The 22290-nt window shown below is 62.3% G+C and carries 27 protein-coding genes and 1 tRNA gene; 17 read left to right on the top strand and 11 right to left on the bottom strand.

The genetic code is table 11. The annotated features are described in order from the left end of the window. The first annotated feature begins 10 nt into the window (after positions 1-10). From QM659_RS06495 to pqqE, 4 genes are all read left to right on the top strand, one after another. A complete protein-coding gene (locus QM659_RS06495) occupies positions 11-727 on the top strand; it encodes an ATP12 family chaperone protein (protein WP_415187804.1) in 717 nt (238 codons plus the stop codon). Positions 728-886: 159 nt separating this feature from the next. Further along, positions 887-1672 (top strand): pyrroloquinoline-quinone synthase PqqC, encoded by a 786-nt coding sequence (gene pqqC / locus QM659_RS06490; RefSeq protein WP_415187822.1) that lies wholly within the window; start codon positions 887-889, stop codon positions 1670-1672. After that, positions 1669-1989 carry a pyrroloquinoline quinone biosynthesis peptide chaperone PqqD gene (gene pqqD, locus QM659_RS06485; protein WP_415187803.1) on the top strand — a complete coding sequence of 107 codons (321 nt, stop codon included), beginning with the start codon at positions 1669-1671 and terminating at the stop codon, positions 1987-1989. The genes pqqC and pqqD overlap by 4 nt, the downstream gene beginning before the upstream one ends. Further along, positions 1959-3101: a pyrroloquinoline quinone biosynthesis protein PqqE gene (gene pqqE / locus QM659_RS06480; protein ID WP_415187802.1), complete on the top strand. Its 1143-nt coding sequence runs from the start codon at positions 1959-1961 to the stop codon at positions 3099-3101. Before pqqD ends, pqqE begins: the two co-directional genes overlap by 31 nt. A gap of 108 nt (positions 3102-3209) precedes the next feature. On the opposite strand, the gene QM659_RS06475 is transcribed toward pqqE, so the two are convergent. From QM659_RS06475 to QM659_RS06465, 3 genes are all read right to left on the bottom strand, one after another. After that, the gene (locus tag QM659_RS06475) at positions 3210-3764 is read right to left on the bottom strand and encodes a DUF3280 domain-containing protein (RefSeq protein ID WP_415187801.1); all 555 of its coding nucleotides are present in this window, start codon (positions 3762-3764) and stop codon (positions 3210-3212) included. Between the two features lie 496 nt (positions 3765-4260). Further along, positions 4261-4959, bottom strand: coding sequence for a phosphate signaling complex protein PhoU (phoU, locus tag QM659_RS06470; protein ID WP_303486944.1), 699 nt, complete (start codon positions 4957-4959; stop codon positions 4261-4263). A gap of 173 nt (positions 4960-5132) precedes the next feature. Beyond that, positions 5133-5405, bottom strand: coding sequence for a metal-sensitive transcriptional regulator (locus QM659_RS06465; protein WP_127076326.1), 273 nt, complete (start codon positions 5403-5405; stop codon positions 5133-5135). A gap of 195 nt (positions 5406-5600) precedes the next feature. Between QM659_RS06465 and QM659_RS06460 the strand changes: the two genes are divergently transcribed. Beyond that, positions 5601-6347, top strand: a complete 747-nt coding sequence (locus QM659_RS06460; protein ID WP_127075646.1) for a YebC/PmpR family DNA-binding transcriptional regulator — start codon at positions 5601-5603, stop codon at positions 6345-6347. Positions 6348-6440: 93 nt separating this feature from the next. On the opposite strand, the gene QM659_RS06455 is transcribed toward QM659_RS06460, so the two are convergent. Continuing rightward, the gene (locus QM659_RS06455) at positions 6441-6956 is read right to left on the bottom strand and encodes a hypothetical protein (RefSeq protein WP_415187800.1); all 516 of its coding nucleotides are present in this window, start codon (positions 6954-6956) and stop codon (positions 6441-6443) included. A 135-nt stretch (positions 6957-7091) separates the two neighbouring features. Between QM659_RS06455 and ppa the strand changes: the two genes are divergently transcribed. The 6 genes from ppa (at position 7092) to QM659_RS06425 (ending at position 12295) form a co-directional block, all read left to right on the top strand. After that, complete coding sequence (ppa, locus tag QM659_RS06450) at positions 7092-7625, top strand: inorganic diphosphatase (protein WP_303486951.1); 534 nt, start codon at positions 7092-7094, stop codon at positions 7623-7625. Positions 7626-7915: 290 nt separating this feature from the next. Next, a complete protein-coding gene (locus QM659_RS06445) occupies positions 7916-8377 on the top strand; it encodes a hypothetical protein (RefSeq protein ID WP_127075640.1) in 462 nt (153 codons plus the stop codon). Positions 8378-8618: 241 nt separating this feature from the next. Next, positions 8619-9416, top strand: a complete 798-nt coding sequence (gene dapB / locus QM659_RS06440; RefSeq protein ID WP_415187799.1) for a 4-hydroxy-tetrahydrodipicolinate reductase — start codon at positions 8619-8621, stop codon at positions 9414-9416. Positions 9417-9451: 35 nt separating this feature from the next. Continuing rightward, complete coding sequence (locus QM659_RS06435; RefSeq protein WP_303486954.1) at positions 9452-10072, top strand: 2,3-bisphosphoglycerate-dependent phosphoglycerate mutase; 621 nt, start codon at positions 9452-9454, stop codon at positions 10070-10072. A gap of 294 nt (positions 10073-10366) precedes the next feature. Beyond that, positions 10367-11104, top strand: a complete 738-nt coding sequence (gene nth / locus QM659_RS06430; RefSeq protein WP_415187798.1) for an endonuclease III — start codon at positions 10367-10369, stop codon at positions 11102-11104. A gap of 198 nt (positions 11105-11302) precedes the next feature. Further along, positions 11303-12295, top strand: a complete 993-nt coding sequence (locus QM659_RS06425; RefSeq protein WP_127075632.1) for an adenosine kinase — start codon at positions 11303-11305, stop codon at positions 12293-12295. Between the two features lie 145 nt (positions 12296-12440). Here QM659_RS06425 and QM659_RS06420 read toward each other — a convergent pair whose 3' ends face one another. Then, positions 12441-13562: a putative zinc-binding metallopeptidase gene (locus QM659_RS06420; protein ID WP_415187797.1), complete on the bottom strand. Its 1122-nt coding sequence runs from the start codon at positions 13560-13562 to the stop codon at positions 12441-12443. Positions 13563-13729: 167 nt separating this feature from the next. Between QM659_RS06420 and QM659_RS06415 the strand changes: the two genes are divergently transcribed. Then, positions 13730-14155, top strand: coding sequence for a response regulator (locus QM659_RS06415; RefSeq protein WP_303486961.1), 426 nt, complete (start codon positions 13730-13732; stop codon positions 14153-14155). A gap of 28 nt (positions 14156-14183) precedes the next feature. Here the strand turns inward: QM659_RS06415 and QM659_RS06410 are convergent, their stop codons facing one another. Next, entirely contained in the window at positions 14184-14801 is a 618-nt protein-coding gene (locus tag QM659_RS06410) for a hypothetical protein (protein ID WP_415187796.1), read from the bottom strand. Positions 14802-15198: 397 nt separating this feature from the next. Here QM659_RS06410 and QM659_RS06405 point away from each other — a divergent pair, with 397 nt between their 5' ends. From QM659_RS06405 to QM659_RS06395, 3 genes are all read left to right on the top strand, one after another. After that, the gene (locus QM659_RS06405) at positions 15199-16113 is read left to right on the top strand and encodes a diacylglycerol/lipid kinase family protein (protein ID WP_415187795.1); all 915 of its coding nucleotides are present in this window, start codon (positions 15199-15201) and stop codon (positions 16111-16113) included. After that, on the top strand, positions 16110-16907 hold the full coding sequence (locus tag QM659_RS06400; RefSeq protein WP_415187794.1) for a metallophosphoesterase family protein: 798 nt from the start codon (positions 16110-16112) through the stop codon (positions 16905-16907). The genes QM659_RS06405 and QM659_RS06400 overlap by 4 nt, the downstream gene beginning before the upstream one ends. A gap of 66 nt (positions 16908-16973) precedes the next feature. After that, a complete protein-coding gene (locus QM659_RS06395; RefSeq protein WP_127075620.1) occupies positions 16974-17147 on the top strand; it encodes a DUF1328 family protein in 174 nt (57 codons plus the stop codon). Between the two features lie 151 nt (positions 17148-17298). Here QM659_RS06395 and QM659_RS06390 read toward each other — a convergent pair whose 3' ends face one another. Then, positions 17299-17514 carry a hypothetical protein gene (locus tag QM659_RS06390; protein WP_415187793.1) on the bottom strand — a complete coding sequence of 72 codons (216 nt, stop codon included), beginning with the start codon at positions 17512-17514 and terminating at the stop codon, positions 17299-17301. Positions 17515-17716: 202 nt separating this feature from the next. Then, positions 17717-17989, bottom strand: coding sequence for a hypothetical protein (locus QM659_RS06385; protein WP_415187792.1), 273 nt, complete (start codon positions 17987-17989; stop codon positions 17717-17719). A 428-nt stretch (positions 17990-18417) separates the two neighbouring features. Here QM659_RS06385 and ettA point away from each other — a divergent pair, with 428 nt between their 5' ends. Continuing rightward, positions 18418-20076, top strand: a complete 1659-nt coding sequence (ettA, locus tag QM659_RS06380) for an energy-dependent translational throttle protein EttA (protein ID WP_127075612.1) — start codon at positions 18418-18420, stop codon at positions 20074-20076. 190 nt (positions 20077-20266) lie between these two features. Here ettA and QM659_RS06375 read toward each other — a convergent pair. From QM659_RS06375 to QM659_RS06365, 3 genes are all read right to left on the bottom strand, one after another. Further along, positions 20267-20341: transfer RNA gene (locus QM659_RS06375), tRNA-Gly, on the bottom strand. A gap of 134 nt (positions 20342-20475) precedes the next feature. Then, on the bottom strand, positions 20476-20838 hold the full coding sequence (locus QM659_RS06370; protein ID WP_415187791.1) for a rhodanese-like domain-containing protein: 363 nt from the start codon (positions 20836-20838) through the stop codon (positions 20476-20478). A 31-nt stretch (positions 20839-20869) separates the two neighbouring features. Then, positions 20870-21193 carry an ArsR/SmtB family transcription factor gene (locus QM659_RS06365; protein WP_415187790.1) on the bottom strand — a complete coding sequence of 108 codons (324 nt, stop codon included), beginning with the start codon at positions 21191-21193 and terminating at the stop codon, positions 20870-20872. 68 nt (positions 21194-21261) lie between these two features. Here QM659_RS06365 and QM659_RS06360 point away from each other — a divergent pair, with 68 nt between their 5' ends. Next, positions 21262-21615: a carboxymuconolactone decarboxylase family protein gene (locus QM659_RS06360; protein WP_415187789.1), complete on the top strand. Its 354-nt coding sequence runs from the start codon at positions 21262-21264 to the stop codon at positions 21613-21615. The last annotated feature ends 675 nt before the right edge of the window (positions 21616-22290 follow it).

Raw genomic sequence — 22290 nt, 5'->3', positions numbered from 1 at the left:
CGGACGAACGATGACCGCATCCGACAAAAAGACCCTCAAGCGATTCTACAAGGCCGCCACCGTAGCCGAACAGGACAACGGCTCGTTCCAGATCCATCTCGACGGGCGCGCCGTAAAGACCCCGGCCGGTCGCCCGCTCGCCGTCCCCACGTGCGCGCTTGCCGAAGCCATCGCCGAAGAATGGAACGCGCAAGGCGAAACCATCGCGCCGCACAGCCTGTTCTACACACGGCTTGCCAACAGCGCCGCCGATGCCGTCGCGCCGCGCGAATGCGAGGTTGTCGGAGACATCGCGTCCTTCGCGGCAAGCGACCTTCTCTGCTATCGCGCGCCGTTTCCAGTCGAACTCGCCGCGCGGCAGGCGGAGGTTTGGGACCCGGTGCTCGCCTTTATCCGCGACACCTACGGCGCGACGTTCGAGGTGACCACGGGCGTCGGCCATATTGCGCAGCCGCCTGCCTCGATCGACGCTATTCGTAACGCCCTGACCGCCTTCGGGCCGTTCCGGCTCGCCGCGCTTCACATGATGACGACGCTGACCGGTTCCGCGCTTCTGGCGCTCGCGCATGTGGACGGATTCCTCGATACGGGCGCAAGCTGGGCTGCGGCGCATATCGATGACGCGTGGCAGGCCGCGCAATGGGGCGAGGATTACGAAGCCGCCGAGCGCCTCAAGCACCGTTTCGACGATTTCAGAAACGCGTCGCGTTTCTTCGCACTCGCCTGAACGCGGCCGGTCCGCGCCCGCTGATCGTGCCGCCAAGGATGGCACCAACTCGCTCGCAATGGTTTGTTCCAGTAGCCCCCGCCCGCACGGGCGGCACCCTATCGCGACGCGATTCGCCGGAGACTGGACGAGGCATCAAACAGCGTGGCAACTGGAACCATGAGCGCGGCGGACAACGTGTCGGCAAGCCCGGCCGCGCCCGATCTCGACACGACCGTGCCTGCGGGCGGGTTGTCGCCGGAGGGCCTCGAACTTCTCCTGCGCGAAATCGGCGCGCGCCGTTATCACGATCTGCATCCGTTTCACAAGCTGCTGCATGGCGGCAAGCTCTCCAGGCAGCAGGTGCGGGCGTGGGCGCTGAACCGCTATTATTATCAGGCCACGATCCCGCGCAAGGATGCGGCGCTGATGTCGAAGATGGTCGACCGCGCCATGCGCCTCGAATGGCGGCGGCGCTATTTCGATCATGACGGCATCGGCGACGACGAGGGCGGTATCGCGCGCTGGCTACGCCTGACCGACGCGCTCGGCCTTCCGCGCGATTATGTCGTGTCCGCGCGCGGAATACTTCCGGGCACGCGCTTCGCCTGCGACGCCTATCTCGATTTCGTGCGCCAAACAACGCTCCTCGAAGGCATCGCCTCCTCGCTGACCGAGCTTTTCGCGCCCGGCATCCATTCGGAACGCATCTCCGGCATGCTCGCCAATTACGATTTTATCGACGAGGCGATGATGGGATATTTCACGCGCCGTCTCGGTCAGGCCCCGCGCGATGTCGAGTTCGCGCTCGACTATGTGAAGGAACGCGCGCGCACGGCGGAGGCGCAGCAGGCGGTCGTGGATGCGCTTCTGTTCAAGACGCAAGTGCTTTGGGCGCAACTCGACGCGCTTTATCTCGCCTATGTCGAGCCGGGGCTCGTCGCGCCCGGAGCTTTCCGGCCATGACGAGCCTTTCAAAGGAGCCGCGCCTTTCATCGCGCACGCGCGCAGTCGCGACGGCGGACAGCGCACCCCGAATGCCGCGTCATGTGCGCTTGCAGTTCGATCCGGTGCGGGGCCGCTACGCCGTGCTCGCGCCGGAGCGGGTTTATTGGCCGGACGGCATCGCCGTCGAAATCCTGAAGCTCTGTGATGGCGAGCGGACGATTGCCGCCATGTCGGCGACACTCGCCGCCGAATACGCCGCGCCGGTCGAAACCATCGAAACCGATGTGATGGAGTTCATACAGGAATGGATGGATTTACGCCTGTTGACGCTGTGACAGCCAACCAGGCCCCGCGCGCAGGGCCGCCGCTCGGCCTTCTCGCGGAATTGACGCATCGCTGCCCTCTCCAATGCCCGTATTGCTCGAATCCGCTGAAGCTTCTGAAAGCGGCGGAAGAACTCGACACGGCCGAATGGCTTTCGGCGTTCGCGCAGGCGGCAGATCTCGGTGTACTTCAGGTCCATCTTTCTGGTGGAGAGCCGATGCTTCGGACGGATCTGGAAGAATTCGTGGCGGCGCTCAGCGCACGCGGCATCTATACCAATCTCATCACTTCGGGCGTGATGCTGACGCGCGAACGCCTGGGGCGGCTCGCGGATTGCGGCCTCGATCATGTACAACTCAGTTTTCAGGCGCTCGACGCCGAGACCTCCGACCGCATCGGCAACTACAAAGGGAGCCTCGCGGAGAAGCTTGAGGCGGCGCGATGGGTGCGGGAAGCGGGCCTTCCGCTCACGCTCAACGCGCCGACGCACCGCCACAACATCGGACAAGCCGCGCGCCTGATCGAGCTTGCGCTCGAACTGAACGCGGACCGCCTCGAAATCGCGCATGTGCAATATTATGGCTGGGCGGAGAAGAACCGCGCGGCTCTGATGCCCGACTACGACGCCGTTCTAGAAGAAGCCGCTATCGTCGGCAGCGCGCGCGAGCGCCTCAGGGGCATCCTCAACATCGACTACGTTACGCCGGACACCTACGCAGAATTTCCGAAACCCTGCATGGGCGGCTGGGCGCGCGACGTAATCACGATCACGCCGGGTGGAAAGGTTCTTCCATGCCACGCCGCCGAGAGTCTTCCCCTGCACTTCGACAACATACGGGAAAAGTCACTCGATGAAGTCTGGTATGACGGCGCGGCGTTCAACCGCTTTCGCGGCGACGAGTGGATGAAGGAGCCCTGCCGCACCTGCCCGCGCAGGGATGTCGATTTCGGGGGGTGCCGTTGTCAGGCTTTCGCATTGACAGGCGATGTGGAGGCCACCGACCCGGCCTGCAGCCTCTCGCCTCATCACGGCCTGATGGCAGCACTTGCCGAGGCGAGCAAGGCCGCGCCGCCGCCGTTCCTGTATCGCCGGGTCGGAAAAGGCCACGGCGCCGTGCTATGAACTAGACGCGGCAAACGTTGTGAAGGGTTGTCGAACGATTTCGCTTGCAACGAGCCCGTTTTTAAGCAGACCGACCCAGTGGAACACCTACAGACTCACGCGACACACTCAATTGTCCTCAAGAGCGAGGTGGTGCAGGCAGGTCTGGGCCAAACTGTCCACGGCTCCATTCCAACCCGCATCCGTGTCCTCGCGAATGTCGACGCTCTTGCTTGCGAGAAGTTTGCCGGTTTCCACATCGCGAACGAAGATCGCCATGGCGCGTGTGACATCCTGTACTTTCTGCACCGATCCGGTGATGGAAATCGCGGCATCGACCTTTCGTGCAAGCGCGCCGTCGCATCCGTTGCAGGCGCTCAAATTGAAGGCACGCGCGGATGGCTCCACCGCGCTCAAATCGGCCATCTCGTACTTGCCGGTGCGGACGAGAGCTTCGCGAAAACGGGCTGCCGCTGCCTTGAGCCGCTCCGCCTCTTCGGGACGGCTGCCGAGGCTCGCGGTATCGGAATTCGCATCGACCATTTCGAAATCGAAGACAGCAACGCGTTCCGCCGCCGAAACACCGCCGGCGGCAAGACAAAGGGACAGGGCAAGTGCCGAAGCGAACACACGCATAAGGAGAGTATGACCGCCCTGCTTGGGCTCGGCAACGGCGCACCGCATCGAGATCGTCCTATGGTTAGCGGTTGAGGCCGGTCCCGAATGGATCGTTGCAAAATCGCCACTGGAAGCACAGTGCCCCCCCCCGACTCCTCCAGCCCCGCCATGCTCAGCATATCACGACCGAACGAGCGCTCTCGTCCGTCATCGATGCGTCGAGGCGCGGGATGACGGTAATCGACGAGCTTCATGTTCGCCCGCGCCGACACGCGCCTCTTCAGGGCCGGGGATTAACGGAAAATGCCTTCGCTGTCGAAGCCGTCCAGAACGATTTCGGGCGCCGTCTCGGGCTCAAAGGCACGGCGGCGCGCGCCTTCGGTCCCATGCCTTCGCTTTTGGGATTCCCGCTTGGTGACGCACAGTTTACTTCGTCGCGTGCCCTTTCAACCGAGGCGCCCGCGCGATTCGGCAGCTCTCGCGACGGATGACGTTCGCGTACGCCGAACCGGCGAAGCCTTGGCCGGAAATCTGCGATGCCTGCGGCTTGCGCGCGTCCCGATCACCCTTCGGCTTGCGGGATATCCGCCCTTGGCCGGTTCTCGACAAGCGGCTCGCCGGTAATGATATAGGCTGCGATTTCCGCGATGTTCGTGCAATGATCGCCGATCCTCTCGATGTTCTTCGCGCAGAACAGGAGGTGCGCGGAGAAAGTGATCGTGCGCGGGTCTTCCATCATGTAGGTGAGCAGTTCGCGGAAGAGCGCGTTATACTGGCGATCGATCTCTTCATCGCGGTTCCACACGAGAAGCGCCTGATCGAGATTGCGCTGCGAATAGGCGTCGAGCACCGTCTTGAGCTGCAGAAGAGCGAGATCGCCGATAGCGGTAAGGCTCCTCGTCATCGGCGAAAGCCACGCCTTTTCATCGAACTGCGCGAGGCGCTTCGCCGTGCTTTTCGAGAGATCGCCGATGCGTTCGAGATCGCTTGCAATGCGAAGCGCGCCGAGCACCACGCGAAGGTCCACCGCCACGGGCTGGCGTCTCGCGATGAGCTGGACCGTCATCTCCTCGACCTCGCGTTGCACCGCGTCGATCACCTGATCGCCCGCGATCACCTTGATCGCCTTCTCCGGGTCGGCTTCCGTGACGGCTGAAAGCACAAGCCGCAATTGCTGCTCCGCAAGGCCCCCCATTCGGGCGATGGCATTTTCGAGAGCCTTGAGCTCCTGATCGTAAGCGGTGACGGTGTGGGCAGTCATTTCCCTATTCCTTCTTGAAGGGCGGCTCGGCTGCGAAAATGCATTGGATATTCGGACCAGGAACGGGAAGAGCGCCATGCGCCTGTACCCCCTTTTTGGATGAAGCCGAGTCCGCTTTTGTCACTATCGCCTTTCTTTAAGACAGAAACGTAACACCAATTTAACGCAACCGGTCAGCGCGTGCGACGGTTCAGCACTTCCATGAGTTCCGCAACCTTTCTGCGCTGTTCCTCGGCGTTACCGCTCTGGATGGCGTGCTCGACACAATGGCTCACATGGTTTTCAAGAATTTCGCTTTCGACCTTGCGAAGTGCGGCCTGCACCGCCGCGATCTGGGTAATGATGTCGATGCAATAGCGATCCTCGGCGACCATCCGCGCGATGCCGCGCACCTGCCCCTCGATCCGTGCGAGCCGTCCCAGCCTCTTGTCCTTGCCGTCCTGCATTGGGCATTCATACCACCATGGGGTATCGCTGACAACGAGCCCCCTCGGCGCTCCAGAAGCGCGCCGTGAGCCGGTTTTCGATATGCGCGCACCCGCCAGACGCAAAAGCGTGACGCAAATCTTGTGCTCGCGCGCGAAAATTGCGACAACGCATCCAATCAGCGGACAAATTCGAGACGAACACAAAGGCTACCCATGGCAGGGCATTCGCAATTCAAGAACATCATGTATCGCAAGGGCGCTCAGGACGCGAAGCGCTCGAAGATGTTTTCCAAGTTCGCGCGCGAAATCACAGCCGCCGCGAAGGTCGGTCTTCCCGACCCCGCCATGAACCCGCGCCTTCGCACCGCCATTCTCGCGGCTCGCGCACAGAACATGCCGAAAGACAATATCGAACGCGCGATCAAGAAGAGCCAGGAAGCAGGCGGCGCGGACTATGTGGAGGTGCGCTATGAAGGCTTCGCGCCCGGCGGCGTCGGCATCATCGTGGAAGCGCTGACCGACAACCGCAACCGCACGGCGGGCGAGGTGCGCTCGCTGTTCACCAAGTACGGCGGAAACCTCGGCGAAACGGGCGCGGTGTCGTTCAGTTTCGACCGCGTCGGCGAGATCGAATATCCGATTTCCGCCGGCAGCGCCGAGGAGATGCTGGAAGCCGCCATCGAGGCGGGCGCGGACGATTGCGAGACTGACGCGGAAGCGCACTGGCTGACGACCAGCATCGACGCGTTCAGCGAAGTTCAGGCCGCGCTTGAAAAGAAGTTCGGTCCGGCGAAATCGGCATCCATCGGCTGGCGGCCGCAAAACACCGTCGAGGTGGACGAGGAAAAGGGCGAGAAGCTTCTGAAACTCATCGATTCGCTCGAAGACTCCGACGACGTGCAGAAGGTCTACGCGAACTTCGAGATGAGCGACAAGGTCATGGAAAAGCTCAGCGCCTGATCGCGGAGTGCATCCGCCGCGTTCCCGCGCAAAAGCCGGGAGCGCGCGCTTGCCTCTTCAAACGAAGCCGCGAAACGCCCCGCAGCGTTTCGCTTACGACCCAGCGAAAACGAACTCGTCCACCTTCTTGCAGTCCTCCGGCGTGAGCACCACCACGGCGGGAATTTCGATGCGCTTGAAAACGGCCTCGATCTTCGACGCGCCCCAGCCGTTGTTGTTCGTGGTCTTGTCGAAGATCGGCTTCACATCTTTCACGATGCAGGTTCCGCGCGTATAGCTCGCGGTAAGGCCCATCGCGCGTCTGGCGGAGCCGTGAAGCCCCGGAATCGTGCCTTCGAGCCAACCGGTCGTCGAAAGGGCGTAGGTCTTCGGATCGGTTTCGGTCGCGAAAAAGCTTTCGACCTCGAACTCGCAGGAGAAGGCGCGGCAGTATATGCCGGTCTTTATGTCCTCGATCTGTTCCTTGAATATTGTCTTGACGAAAGACCTGATTTCTCGCGGCTCACCGCCAAGCGCAGGAACGGCTATGCCGAGCGTCATGGCAAGAGCAAGAGAGAACAAACGAAGCGCGGGCATCGGGAAAACCGGCTCAAGTTGCATAAAAAGCATTCCCCCCACCGTCTTCTGCTTCTAAAGAACTGCTCGCCTGGCGCCAAGGGTTATCTGCGCCGTATCGCCGCAAAAAGATGGAAAATCGGCTCCGACTGCGCTACGACACGCTCAAATTATCACAAGGGCAAACGAATGCGCATCGACTCCATCCCGATCGGCAACAATCCGCCTTTCGACATCAACGTGCTCGTCGAGGTTCCCATCGGTGGCGAACCGATCAAGTACGAACTCGACAAGCCATCGGGAACGCTTTTCGTGGACCGGATGCTCTATACAGCGATGCATTATCCGGGCAATTACGGCTTTGTGCCGCATACGCTGTCCGAGGACGGCGATCCGCTGGACGTGCTCATCGCGAACAACCGTCCCATCGTGCCGGGTGCGGTCTGCAACTGCCGCCCCATCGGCGTTCTCTACATGCGCGACGAAGCAGGCGGCGACGAAAAGATCATCGCCGTCCCCTCGGACAAGATTTCGCCGACCTATCGCGGCATCAGGGACTATACCGACCTGCCGGACATGCTTCGCAATCGCATCGCCCATTTCTACGAACACTACAAGGATCTCGAACTCGGCAAGTGGGTGAAGATCGACCGTTGGGGCGGCGAGGCGGAAGCGCGCGACCTTATTCTGAAGGCGATCGAGGACGGCCGGAAAAAGGTCTGATCCCCGGACGCTGACGGCTGTATTCGGGGGGTGCTGGTACAATTGCCGCGCCCCCGTCAAAATTCCGACATCTGATCTTGTACGGATCGGTGTCGGGTTACACCTGATCTTCCATGGGGGCGGCCTTGCCGGCGTAAGGCGAGGCTTTCCGGTTCTGCCGGATTTTGCCTTCGCCTGTGCATCGAACCGCCAAGGGCGATGCGGACACGAAATTCCGGCGCCGCGGCGGCTGCGAAAGCGGAGCACGACGCGGTTAGCTTTCACGCAATAGTCTCAAGGAAGGGATAGCCATGTCATTCGAAGACGATCGGCGGCGTCGCGCAAGCACGAACCCCGAGGAATGGTTCAGCATTCTTCTCGCTCTGTTCGCCACGATAGGTGGCGCATTTTTCATCGGTTCCTACCCGGACTACACGCCGGGCGAGACCGGCGGCGTGGCCTGGGCCGTGCCCGTCTGGATCGGGTTTTTCTACCTCATCATCCAGATGATGTTTCTGCTCTTCTCCGCGAGCCAGATCCGGGCGCTCGGCGTGCTCGATTCGGTGCTCGCCATCGCGCCCGTCGTAGCAGGCGTGGTGATCCTCGTGCAGACCATCATCAGCCCTACCTTCAAGGAGCAGATTTCGGCCTATCAGCTCAATTCGCTGGCCGTTCTGATCGTGGCGGGCGCTTCGGAATTCCTGCTGACGATCTGGATCCGGTTCGTGCTCAACCGCCGTACCGTCTCCTTCGGCGGCGGCGGCGACATGTAAGCGAAAGCTCTTTCCGATCTGGAGGGCGCGCGCCGCAGGGCCGCGCCCTTTTCTTTTTTGCCGGCGGGCGCTCGACTTTTTGCCGGTTTCCCGCGCCGACACGGTCCTCTTTCCGCGAAACTCCGCACAGCCGTCGGTCTTTTCTCGCCGATCAGGGCAGCTGGAACCGCGACCGATCTATGACTCGTAATCCCATCGGCCTTATGATATGCGCCGAAACAAAACAGGCGAGGTACAGGCCATGCGCTTGGCAATCATGGGCGCTGCCGGACGAATGGGGCGCACGCTGATCCGCACCGTTCACGAAACACCGAATTGCGATGTGGCGGGCGCCGTCGAACGCGCGGGTTCGCCCTTCATCGGCAAGGACGCGGGCGAGGTCGCGGGCGTCGGCCCGCTCGGCATCGAGATCACAAGCGACGCGCTTGCGCTCTTCACCCATGTCGACGGCGTGCTCGACTTCACAGCGCCCGCCGCAAGCGTCGAAACCGCTGGTCTCGCTGCGCAGGCGCGCATCGTCCACGTCATCGGCACGACGGGCTTTTCCCCCGACGACGAGGCGAAGATCGAGGCCGCCGCGCGCCACGCCACGATCATCAAGTCCGGCAATATGAGCCTCGGCGTCAATCTGCTCGCCGCGCTGGTGGAGAAAGCCGCCGCAGCGCTCGACGAGCGGTTCGACATCGAAATCGTCGAGATGCACCACAAGCACAAGGTTGATGCGCCATCCGGCACGGCTCTGCTTCTCGGCGAAGCGGCCGCCGATGGCCGTCGCATCCAGCTTGGCGATCACAAGATTACCGCGCGCGAAGGCCACACCGGCGAGCGCCCGCTCGGGGCGATCGGCTTCGCGGCGCTTCGCGGCGGCTCGGTCGTAGGCGACCACAGCGTGATTTTCGCGGGCACCGGCGAACGCATCGAGCTGTCGCACCGCGCCGAAGACCGACAGATTTTCGCGCGGGGCGCCGTTGCCGCCGCGCTCTGGGGCCAAGGCAAGGGCCCCGGTCTTTTCTCGATGCGCAACGTGTTGGGGCTTTGACGCCACTTTTTTCGCGAAACTCGAAGGATACCGCAATGAACAACGTGCTCGTGCTCGTTCGCCACGGCGAGAGCGAATGGAACAAGCTCAACCTCTTTACCGGCTGGCGAGACCCCGACCTGACCGAAAAGGGCGTCGAAGAGGCGCGCAAGGCTGGCGAACTTCTGAAAAAGGACGGCTATACCTTCGACATCGCCTTCACGAGCGCGCTCACGCGCGCGCAGCACACGCTGTCGCTCATCCTCGACGAACTCGGCCAGCGCAATCTTCCCGTCGTCGAGAATCAGGCTCTGAACGAACGCGACTATGGCGACCTCTCCGGCCTCAACAAGGACGACGCCCGCGCAAGATGGGGCGAAGAGCAGGTGCATATCTGGCGCCGTTCGTACGACGTGCCGCCTCCGGGAGGCGAAAGCCTGAAGGACACCGCAGCGCGCGTGCTCCCCTATTATGAGGCTGAAATCCTGCCGCAGGTGAAGGCGGGCAGGAACGTGATCGTTGCGGCGCACGGCAATTCGCTGCGCGCATTGATCATGAAACTGGACGGGCTTTCGACCGAAGAAATCCTGAAGCTCAACCTCGCCACCGGCGAGCCTTATGTTTATCGCCTGAACCCGGACGGCTCGGCCGCGTCGAAGATTACGCTCACCGTATAGTTTTCCTTCTCCGCAATCCGAATCGGGGTGCCCCTGATTCGGATTGCGGCTGCACCCACGCGTCGAAGCCCGAATAAGGCCCGGCGAAGGGTGTTTTGCGGCCGAAACAAGGCGCGCGCGGGTGCGGCGTCGCTCAAGAATACCTCACCTGCGCCTTGAGAACGACAAAGCTCTTGCGCCGACGCTCGCGATGAGGCAGCAAAGGCACGGGCAGCGGAAAATTCCGGCTTTGCTTTCCGATCCATCAAGCCGCCGCCGGACTTTGACTGAAGCATCGAAACTCACCGGCCCGACATGGAAAAGCCCTGTGTTGCGGGAAGCCGAAAGGCTAAGGCCAGGCTGAAGCCCGCTACGAAAGAGAAACGGACGGGCGACACCTCCTCCCTTCTTTCGGCGGAGGAGATCGGTGAGCTTTTCTCCCGGTTCGCGGCCGCCATGCCGGACCCGCGCACCGAACTCGACCACGTGAACCCGTTCACGCTCCTCGTCGCGGTGGTGCTTTCGGCACAGGCGACCGACGCGGGCGTCAACAAGGCGACCGGGGCGCTGTTCCGACAAGCGGACACGCCCGAAAAGATGGTGGCGCTCGGGGAAGAGAAGGTCCGCGACGCCATCAGGACCATCGGGCTTTTCAACACGAAGGCCAAAAACGTCGTAGCGCTTTCAAAGTCGCTCGTCGAAAACCACGGCGGCGGCGTGCCGCAAGACCGCGACGCGCTGGAAAGCCTGCCGGGCGTCGGGCGCAAGTCGGCGAATGTCGTGCTGAACGTCGCCTTCGGCGAGCCGACCATCGCCGTCGACACACACATCTTCCGCGTCGCGAACCGCACCGGGCTCGCGCCGGGGAAAACGCCGCTCGCGGTGGAACTGGGCCTCGAACGCGTCGTTCCCGCCCGTTTCGCGCTGAACGCGCATCACTGGCTCATCTTGCATGGGCGCTACGTCTGCAAGGCGCGAAAGCCGGAGTGCTGGCGATGTATCATCGTCGATTTGTGCCGGTTCGCACCGAAAACCCTAGTGGAGCCAGTTTGACATTTGAGTCCCGGCTGCCGGAGTTCTCGACCGGATATCAAATTGGAAGCTCTAAATCAGGAAGTTGGTAGTGGTCTTGTGATTGCGACATTTGCTCGCGAGGCTGCCGAATACGGATGCAAATGTCGGGAATTCGACCGCTTGTGCCCCGCGACTTGCGGCGGCACCAGTGTCAACTGAAACGGAATACGAAAAACCATGACGAAATCGCTTCACGTGCTCGGGATCGGCCATGCGCTGGTCGATATCATCGCTTCCTGCGAGGATAGCCTCCTCGAAGAGTTTTCGCTGGTGAAAGGCACGATGCGGCTCACTTCGCCGGAAGAGGCGACGGCGCTTTACAGCCGCATGGGACCGGCGGTCGAGGCGAGCGGCGGCTCGGCGGCGAATACCTGCGCGGGGATCGCGTCGCTCGGCGGCAAGGCGGGCTTTGCCGGCAAGGTCGGGCACGACCAGTTCGCCGACGCTTTCGCGCACGACATCAAGGCGACCGGCGTGAGTTTCTTCGGTGCGAAAGACGGCAGCGGCACGCCCACCGGGCGCTGCCTGATCCTCGTCACGCCCGATGGCGAGCGCACCATGAACACCAATCTCGGCGCGGCGGCGGAATATTCCGAGGCCAATCTCGATGCGGACGCCATCGCATCGGCGGGGATCGTCTATCTCGAAGGCTATCTGTTCGATCCCGTACCGGCGCGGCAGGCATTTTTCGCCGCGGGCGAGATCGCGCGAAAGGCCGGCACGAAACTCGCCTTCACGCTGTCCGATCCGTTCTGCGTGGACCGTCACCGCGAAGGCTTCCGCAAGTTCATCCGCGAAAGCGTGGATATCGTCTTCGCGAACGAGAAGGAGTTGCTGGCGCTTTATCCGGGCGCGTCGTTCGACGAAGCCTGCGCGGCGATCCGCTCGGAATGCGCGCTTGCCGCAATCACACGCAGCGAAAAGGGGTCGGTGATCCTTGAGGGCGAAACCACCGTCGCCGTGCCCGCGGTGAAGATCGAAAAGCTTGTGGACGCAACCGGCGCGGGCGACCTTTACGCGGCGGGCTTCCTGTTCGGTCTCTCGACCGGCCGCGACCTCGAAACCTGCGCGAAGATCGGCAGCCTGTGCGCCTCGGAGGTGATCACGCAGGTCGGGCCGCGCCCCCAACGCCCGCTGGCGGGCCTTGCGCAGTCGCACGGCCTCCTCTGATCCCCTCGGCGGTTCCTTTTTCAGGCGAAGCGATCCTTCGCCTGAAGACCCTCCAAAGTCTTGCGGCAAATCGGATATGGCACGACGCTGGAAGTCTGGTTGTCGATCCGCCTCCATGCATGCAATCCGGTTTGACGCTGGCCGATCAGGCGAAGAAGCTGGCGAGCCGCCGGACGAGACCCGGTTCCGAAGCCGCGTGCGCCGATGAAGCTATCGCGCCCTTCGAGCGGACGATCTCGTGGACGACGCGGAGTTTCTCGACGACTGCGGGCGAAATCACGAAGGGATAAAGGTCGTCGATGCCCATGCTGCGGTTGATCGAGTTCACCGCGAAGGTCACGGGAAGCCACGCATCGATGATCGTCTCGAAATCCTTGCGCGTATACGGGTCGAAGCTGACGCTGGCCGCGAGATTGTCGTCCTGTCCGGCACGCGGGCGCACATGCAGGCCGAACGCGTAGGCCGTCTCCAGCGTGTCGACCATGTGGAGATAATGCGCGAAGGTCTCGGCCCAATCCTCGTGCGGGTGCGCGCTTGCATAAGCCGTGATGTGATTGTCGCGCCAGTTCTGGGGCGCGCCGTTCGCGTAGTGGTTCTTCAGCGCCTCGCCGTAATCCGCCGTCTCGTCGCCAAAGGTGGCGAGGAACAGGGCATAGCCCGGCCCGCCCTTCACCAGCCGCTCGAAATAGTAATGCGCGATCTCGTGACGGAAATGACCGAGCAACGTGCGGTAGGGCTCGTGCATGTTCTCGCGGATCTTTTCGCGGATCGCGTCTTCCGCTTCGATGACGTTCAGCGTGATTTCGCCGTTGTCATGGCCGGTGATGATATCGCCCTGCCCGTCCTCTCCCGGCGGAGGCGCGAGAAAATCGAAGGCGATGCCGGTTTCGGGCGCTTCGCTTTTGCTTTCAACGGGCAAGCCCAGCCTCAAAAGGCTGTAGACGAGACGATGCTTGGCCACCTCGATGCGCTGCCAGCGCCGCAGGTTCTCGGGCAGGTCGGGAATGGTGCGGTTCAGAAGACAGGCACGGCAAAGCTCGCCCGGCTGCTCGACGAGCCAGTTGCAGGTGCCATGTTCGAAATTGGCGCAATAGGACACGGTGCGGGACTTGTCTGCGAGCGGCACGAAGCTGCCGTCTCCGTTTGGCTTCAGCGCCGTCATTTGCGCTACATCGGGAAGAAAGCCTAGAGCATAGCCGCACCGCTCGCACACCGTATTCTCGAAATAGATAAGTTGTCCGCAATGCTGGCATTCGAAAAGCTTCATCGTTTCTCTCCCGGGTGGGGAACGCCTCGGATGAACACGGAACCCGCGCTTTCGATCCCGCGCGGTTGTGGCGTCGCGCGACGTTTACTCTGATCAAAAGCCGATGGACGACTTTCGCGCAATTAAGGTAAGGTTCCAGCTCAATCGAAATCTACGGGTTTCAAAAGATGCGGGCTTCCTCTCCGGCGGAACCGACCACTGATCGCGACAAGTCGAATACGGACACTCCCCTCAAGGGCGTGCGCGTTTTTTTCGTGGAAGACGAGGTGCTTGTGGCCATGCTCATGGAGGATTTCCTGGAGGAGCTGGGCTGTGTCGTCGCCGCTTCCGCGCACAGGGTCGGCGCCGCCCTGAAGAAAATCGATCAGGTCAGCTTCGATGTGGCGGTGCTCGACATCAATGTCGCCGGCGAAACGGTAACACCCGTCGCCGAAGAACTTGAGCGGCGGAATATTCCCTTCATCTTCGCGAGCGGCTACTGCGGGAACGGTCTCGACGACCGTTTCGACGGTCGACCGCTTCTCATCAAGCCTTTCGGTCAGGCGGATCTCGCAAGCGCTTTGCTCAAGGCTCTTGCGAAGCACGCGGCATGAGAGAAGACGGCTTTCGCGCTCGCTTCGGTCAGGCCAGCGCGGCAGATGCGCCTTCTGCGCTTTCGATGCGTCGAGAAGGTGCCGAGCCCGCCTTTTCCCGACGGTGGGCCAGAATGCATCCGCGCATCTCGGCCAGCACCTCGCTCGCCGCGATGATGTAATCGCCCTTCCCGCCGAACGCCGCCGCGTAACGCGTGCGGATGCGGCTGTAAGGCGCGGGCGACCTCACCTGCCCCATCTGCCCGGGAAAGAATTCCAGGAGGACATCGGCTGTGGGCAGAGGCTCGGTGCAAAGGTTCACTATCGGAACACCAAGACCGAGCGCCCGCTCGATGTCGCGGCACAGGCGCCGAACGGGGTACCATTGGTGAATGGCGACGCGGTTGAGCCCCGACGCGTCGCGACCGATGAGAGCGCCCGCCGCGCCGTGGGTGATTGACGGCCCGAAGACATCCGGCAGCCTCAGCACAACGCCACGCGGAGCGCTTTCCGACACGGCGTTTTCCAACCGACCAAGCCCCGTGCGGGCCGCCCGAGGATCGAGATAACCCTCATCCAGCGGAAGACCTCGCATCGAATAGACGTCGAGCGATGACAGCAGAACGATCCGCTTCGCTGTTTCCGCCCCGGCCTTCACGAATGGCAAAAGAACGTTCTGACACGTATGATCGTCCGCTCCCGCAGCGACAATAACCACTTCGTCGCAAGGAGGCAGAGCCCCTCCCCCGTGAGACGAGACGCGCCATGTGGAATATGATCCAGAGGAAGAGAGAACGTCTCCGATCGCTTTTCCGGGATCGACGACAAAACGTATCATTATTGCCGCGCAACCTTCATAATTACTCTAATCCAAGCCGATAGCGGCGAATATTTTGTCACAGCGCCAAATGGACGACTGCCAGATCGCCGAAGGATGTTAGAATATATATTCCATTACTGAGAGCAAGTAAATTTAAACGCGGCCACCGCAAATTCGTTTCGCCGAACCGGCACACAATTCGAGTGTTCAAGGATACAATGGCTGAAAAGGCGGGGGAGCGGGAATGCGCGTGCATGCCGTGATAAACAGCCGGGCCGGGCAAGCGCTTGGAGTTTCAGGCGAAGATCTTGCCCGCGAGGCGAGAGCGGCTTTCGAGGCGGTGGGGCATACGATCACGTTGGACCTGGTAGAGCCCGCAATGCTGAGTGCGGCACTCGATCGCGCCGCAGCCGAAAAACCGGATGTGCTTCTGGCGGGGGGCGGCGACGGTACCGTCACCAGTGCGGCGCGCCGCCTGCTCGGCAGCAAGACCGCCCTTGCCATCCTGCCGCTTGGGACCGTGAACCGCCTCGCGCGCGACCTCGGCATTCCGCTGGCCCCCGACGCCGCGCTTGGTGCGCTTGCGTCGGGCGAGTTCCGCAAGATCGACGTCGCCGAGGTGAACGGCGAAGCGTTCCTCTGCAACTCGCTTCTGGGATTGCCGCCGAAAATCAGCGCCGGGCGACAGGCCCTTCGCGGGCGCCCCCTTGGCGAGAGGATACGCGGCTATTTCTCGCTTTTGAAAACGGTGATTGCCTCGCGCGGCCATCTCGACATCGCCATAGATGGCGCGGAGACGGAGCGCAAGCGCGTGCGGGTGTTTTCGCTCGCGGTTTCAAACAATCTCTATGATGAAAAGCCGGGTCTCGTATTTTCCCGCAAGGGCCTCTCCGACGGGAAGCTCGGCGTCTATATTGCAAAGCCGCATAGCGGGCTGGGCCTGATTTGGGTGCTGGCCCGCGCGTCGCTCGGGTTGTGGCGGGGCGACGACAGGCTTGAACGGCTCAGCGCCTCCGAGGTCACCATCATGACGCGGCGAAAAAAGACGCTGCGCCTGTCGAACGACGGGGAAGTCGTGAGGATGCGGACGCCGCTAAAATACCGTGTGCGCCCAGCGGCGCTCACCGTGCTGGTGCCGGTTTCGGAAGACGCGCGATGAAGATCGCCCTTTGCGCGGACCTTCATTTCGGCAGTGTGCCGGTGGGCCTCGAAGAGGCCCTGCGCGACGCGATGCAGGCGGAGGGTCCCGACGTCATCGTGGTCGCGGGCGACCTGACGCTGCGCGCGCGGCGGCGCGAATTCGAGGCTGCGAAGACTTGGCTCGGTGCGCTCGGCACGCCCGCGCTCGTGCTTCCGGGCAACCACGACCTGCCCTATTTCAACCTGTTTCAGAGGTTCGCCGATCCCTTTCATCGCTTCCATCAGGCAACGGGCACACCGCATCTGATGCCGGTGTTCGAAGGCGGCGGCGGCGCGGTTCTGGGGTTCAACACGGCGCGGTCCTGGCAGCCGCATCTGCGCTGGCAGGAGGGCGCGGCGAGACGGCGCGACATCGACGCGGCGGAAGCGGAGTTCGCACGCATGTCCCCGGACATGTTCAAGGCCGTCGCCGCGCATCACCCCATGATGCGCGTGCCGGGCGAGCCACGTGCGCGGCCCGTCCGCCGCGCGGACGAAGCGCTGCGGGCAATTGCGCGATCGGGTGTCGAGCTTGTCATGTCGGGCCACACGCATCGGAGCTTCGCCATCGAGGTGCAGAGCGCTTGGGGCAAGCTGGTTGCGCTCGGGGCCCCGACCGCGCTTTCCGCGCGCTGGCGGGGCGAGGCGAACGGCTTCTGGATCGTCGAGGCGGATGCGGCGGCTATCGTCTGCACGCTCTGGCTGAGAGAGGGCACGGCGGCGCGGGCGGATCGCTTTTCGCCCTCGGCGGCGAAATCCTTTGCTCGCGGCTGATCTCCCGGAACGGGCGGCGTCCACTCGTGTTTGACCTCACGAGAAAGCATTTTCAGGGAGAAAACCATGCTAGGCTGGGCCTTGACCTTCCTTGTGATTGCGATTGTTGCCGGCATTTTCGGCTTTGGCGGTATCGCCGCCGCATCCGCCGGTATTGCGCAGATCATATTCTACGTCTTTCTCGTGCTTCTTGTCGTTTCTCTGATCGGCTATCTGCTGAAAGGGCGCGGCAACATATGACCGTTGCACGATGAAGAAAAAGGAGCCGAAGAGGGCTCCTTTTTTATTTCGCGGGCTCCGCTTCGCTGCGTCGCCCCACGCTGCGGCCCCGGCGCGGCGGCAATTCCAAAAAAGGAGGAACCGTTTTGCGCGGGGAGAAGCGAAAAGGGGCCTATGGATTGTCTTCCGGGGTGCCGGTTCCGGCCGAGTCCTCCGCCATCTCCTCATCATACTTCTCAAGATCGCGCCGGATCTTCTCCTCGTCGGGCTTTTCGCGGTCGCGCCTGTCCCACGCCTTCTGGCCCACCTTCGCGTCGGCGTCGTCGGGCGAAATCGCGTCGTCATCCTCCGGCGAATAGGAGCCGATACCTGTCTTCGTCTTGTTCATTGTCTTCCTTCCGACTGGGCGGCCCAGCGATGAACCTCGAAGCCTTGCTTGGACGCCTTGTTGGGATCGGCACGGACGCCCTGTGCGCCTCGGTTCCTGTTCTTCGGCATTCTGCGCTCCCAATTGGATTCAACGAAGCCCGGCGGACGGTGTTCCCGCCGCCTCGAAGCCCTGCGTTGCGCGGCGGGTGCGGCGGCGGCGTTCAGCGCGCGCCTTCCTTGATGTCTTCGAGGATGCGGTCGCCGTCCGGTGCGACGTCGCTGTCCGGGCCTTCGGATGGCGGGCGCGGCTGGCCCCCAGGCTGCGGCTCTGGCCACACGCCGCCCCTGCCCGGTTTGCCGAAGCCGCCTTCCGGCGGCGCGCCCGGGATCGTATCGGGGCCGGGACCAGTCGGGATGCCCGGCTGATGGTCTGGCGGAATGCCGCCTGGAAGCCCCGCGCCCGCGGGTCCGCCCGGTGCTGTCGGGTCTGTCATGATTGCCACTCCTTTTACAGGGGAAGGAATGGCGGGGCGGGGTGTTCCTCATTGCCGCGAAGCAAGCGAGACATGACAGAGACTAACGCCGTGCCTAAACTTAGGGAGATCTGGACCTCATGTTTTGTTCCCCTTTGCCTCACCGCAATGGCTAGCATTATGCTCATTAGCGATAACCTCTTTCGTTGAGACATCGACACATCCCATGTTGAAGATGTCGCTCATGATAACGCGGTTTGCAGCGCGTAAACCTAGCGAGGGCCTCACCTTGTATTTCCGGTGCGAAATCGCCTCCACGCGTCAACTTAACGTTCCGAGCGATTTGCAGTCGGGCTACGCCCCCCAACCCCGAGGCTGACAACCGCGCGCAACCACGCTACATAGGGGCAAGATTCCCCATTCATCGACGCACACAAGAAGAGAAGCCCATGGCCGCGCCGCAATACGTTTACGTGATGCAGAAGCTTTCCAAGACCTATCCCGGCGGAAAGCAGGTGCTGAACAACATCTCGCTGTCCTTCCTCCCCGATGCGAAGATCGGCGTGGTGGGCGTGAACGGCTCCGGTAAGTCGACGCTGCTCAAGATCATGGCGGGCGTCGAAAAGGAACATCAGGGCGAGGCGTGGGCGGCGGAAGGCGTGCGCGTCGGCTATCTGCCGCAGGAGCCGCAGCTCGACGCGTCGAAGGACGTGCTCGGCAACGCGATGGACGGCGTGGCCGACAAGAAGGCGATGCTCGACCGCTACAACGAGCTTGCGATGAACTATTCCGACGAGACCGCCGACGAGATGGCCAAGCTTCAGGACATCATCGACGGGCACAATCTCTGGGATCTCGACGCGCAGGTCGAACAGGCGCTCGCCGCGCTGAACTGCCCGCCGCCGCATGCGAGCGTGGAAAATCTGTCGGGCGGCGAAAAGCGCCGCGTCGCGCTGACGAAGCTTCTGCTGTCGAAGCCCGACATCCTGCTGCTCGACGAACCGACCAACCATCTCGACGCCGAGACGGTGGACTGGCTGCAGCACTTCCTCGAAGACTATCCGGGCTGCGTGATCCTCGTCACCCACGACCGCTACTTCCTCGATTCGATCACCACATGGACGCTCGAACTCGATCGCGGTCAGGGCGTACCGTACAAGGGCAATTATTCGAGCTGGCTCGAACAGAAGGCCAAGCGCGCCGCGCAGGAAGCCCGCGAGGATGAAGCCAAGCAGCGCACCATGGCGCGCGAACTGGAGTGGATCAGGGCGAGCCCGAAGGCGCGCCAGGCCAAGAGCAAGGCACGCATCACCGCTTACGAAAAGCTGGCTGAGGAAGCCGGACGCGACAAGGTCGGCACGGCGCAGATCCAGATCCCGACCGGCCCGCGCCTCGGCGGCGTCGTACTCGAAGCGGAGGGGCTGAAGAAGGGCTTCAACGGCCGCACGCTGATCGACGGCCTCGACTTCAAGCTGCCGCCCGGCGGCATCGTCGGCGTGATCGGCCCGAACGGCGCGGGCAAGACGACGCTGTTCAAGATGATCATCGGCAACGAGAAGCCGGACGCGGGCTCGTTCCGCGTCGGCGAGACGGTGAAGCTCGGCTATGTCGACCAGAGCCGCGACGCGCTCGACCCGAAGAAGAGCGTGTGGGAAGAAATTTCCGGCGGCCTCGACCAGATCAAGCTCGGCACGAAGGAAGTGAACTCACGCGCCTATTGCGGCTGGTTCAATTTCAAGGGGCCGGACCAGCAGAAGAAGGTGGGGCTGCTTTCGGGCGGTGAGCGAAACCGCGTGCATCTGGCCAAGATGCTGAAGGAGGGCGGCAACCTCATCCTCCTCGACGAACCGACGAACGACCTCGACGTGGAAACCCTGTCGAGCCTCGAAGCCGCATTGGAAGATTTCCCCGGCTGCGCCGTGGTCATCAGCCATGATCGCTTCTTCCTCGACCGCCTCGCGACGCACATCCTCGCCTTCGAGGGCGACGGCCATGTCGAATGGTTCGAGGGCAACTTCCAGGCGTATGAAGAAGACAAGCTGCGCCGCCTTGGCGCCGCGGCGGCCGACACGCCGAAGGCCAAATTCGCGCGCTTCGCCAGGGGGTAACGACAAACCTGCCTGCAATTTGGGGAGCCGCGGAAACGCGGCTCTTTTTTTGGGAAGAGCGCCGGTAGCCGATTGCAGCGAACGCGAAGAAGACAGCACCGCGTGCGGGCGCACGCCGACGCGGCAGGACTGCATTGCCCATTATTGCGGGGAGTGCGGCGGCGGTTGGGTTGGGAAGTTTGGGAGAAACTGGAGCGGGCGAGGCGATTCGAACGCCCGACCCTAACCTTGGCAAGGTTATGCTCTACCCCTGAGCTACGCCCGCTCTGGCGATGCGGCAAGGTCGCGAGGGACTTCGCCGCCGGGTCCGTGACTTATACTCAAAACCGCGCGGAAAGCGAGCCAAAATTTGCATCGGGGCGCTGTTTTTCAGCCAAAGCGCCGAGCTTGCGCCGCTGTTCAGCCGCGCCCCGTGAGCCAGCTCAAGAAGCCCCGGCGCGGAGCGCGCTCCACCGGCAATCCCGCCTGTTTCCATGCCTCTATGCCGCCGTCGAGATTGTAGACGACCGCTTCGGACGAAAGCTCGCCTGCCAGCTTCTCGCACGCTTTCCCGCCGCGCCCGCCGAGCTTGCACATGATGACGAGCTTCTTTCCTGCGTGATCGGGCAGCTTCGCGCAACAGACCGTCCCCAGCGGCACGAGCGTCGCGCCCGCGACATGTTCTGCCGCGTATTCCTGAGGTTCGCGCACGTCGACGAGGATGACATCGCCGCGTTCGAGCCAGGCTTTTACCGAAGCGGGGTCGACGAGTTGAATCGGCATCGAGGTTTTCCTTTAGTTCTCTCTAATGTTTTCAGGGGCGGCAATAGATCAGATAAAGCGTCGAAAGCAGGGCGTGAACCTCCATGCTGCACAGCCGGTAATAAACCATCTGCCCCCGCTTCTCGGCGCCGACGATGCCGGACTCGCGCAGTTTCGCAAGGTGCTGAGAAACAGCGGACTGCGATAAATCGATTGTTTCACAGAGCTCTCCGACCGACTTTTCCCCGCCGATGAGCTGACAGAGAATGAGGAGCCGATGCGAATTCGCGAGTTGCTTCAGCATCTCGGCCGCGGCTTCGGCATGGGCTTTCATCGCATCCGCCGCGCCCGCGACCGTGGCATTCTCTTGCTTCATCTTGACACCATATTAGCGATATCTAATATACGAGGAACGTTTCCGCACACAAGCCCCGAGGAGGCTCCATGGAAAAGAATTACGCCGACATCACGCGCACCATCTCTGCAAACCTGAAGGAACTGCGCAAGGGCATACCCGAAACGATGCAGGGCTTTGGTGCGCTCGCCGCGGCCGCCACCAAGGACGGCGCGCTCGACAAGAAAACCAAGGAACTCATCGCTCTCTCGCTCGGCGTTGCCGCACGTTGCGACGGCTGTATCGGCTTCCACTCCGAAGCGCTCGTCAAGCTCGACGCGACGCGCGAAGAGGTGCTGGAAGTGCTCGGCATGGCCGTCTACATGGGCGGCGGCCCCTCGCTCATGTACGCCGCCGACGCCATCGCGGCTTTCGACCAGTTTTCCGGCAAGCGCGCCGCCTGAAGCGCAATCGCTTATAAATAGCACCTGTAATTGTGCACTCGCCCGTCATCACAAGGCAGCTTGGCGGAAGCTGTCGGGCGAGTGCCATTTGCCCCCCCTGCGCGAACGTCAGGCGGCGTTTACGTCATCACTTGCGAGGCAAAAAGCGGATGGCTTTCGCAGCGCGGCGTTGGGCGACCGGTTCAGCTCGTTCGATAAAGAGAAGCCGGGGCGCATTCCGTTGGAGTGAAGGCGGAACTTCGATCGGTTCCACTCCGCCTACGGGCCTAATCGGGCTGACGCAGAGAAGCTGGCCGACAACCAAAGCTCGCGCACCGCGCGACGCGATAACCCGAAGGCATCCGCAACCGGGTCGACAGCCTCGCACGGCAACCTGCCGGAAACCGTCGCGTTCAAAGCCGGAGTTTTGGTCAAGCCGATACGGCGAGCATGATGCCCGGGCGTTTCCCCAACGATGCGCAAAAGTCGAACCTTCAAGATTGCAGGAAGTCGCTCACACGTAGAATTGAACGCGAGCGAGACGGACCAGGCTTCCTGAATTTCGCGCGGAATAAAGCGGCGTGCACTACTCGCCCGATTTGAGCTTATCGCTCTAAAGCTCCTTTGGTCCGACCAATCCCTTGATCTTCTACCATAGTCTCGTTTGACACATTCCGTCTTTCTCAAGAATAGGTA

It is taken from the genome of Rhodomicrobium sp., from assembly GCF_047605405.1.
Taxonomy (GTDB): domain Bacteria; phylum Pseudomonadota; class Alphaproteobacteria; order Rhizobiales; family Rhodomicrobiaceae; genus Rhodomicrobium; species Rhodomicrobium lacus.
The sequence above is the reverse complement of the archived record's forward strand: the minus strand, read 5'-3'. Positions and strand labels throughout refer to the sequence as shown.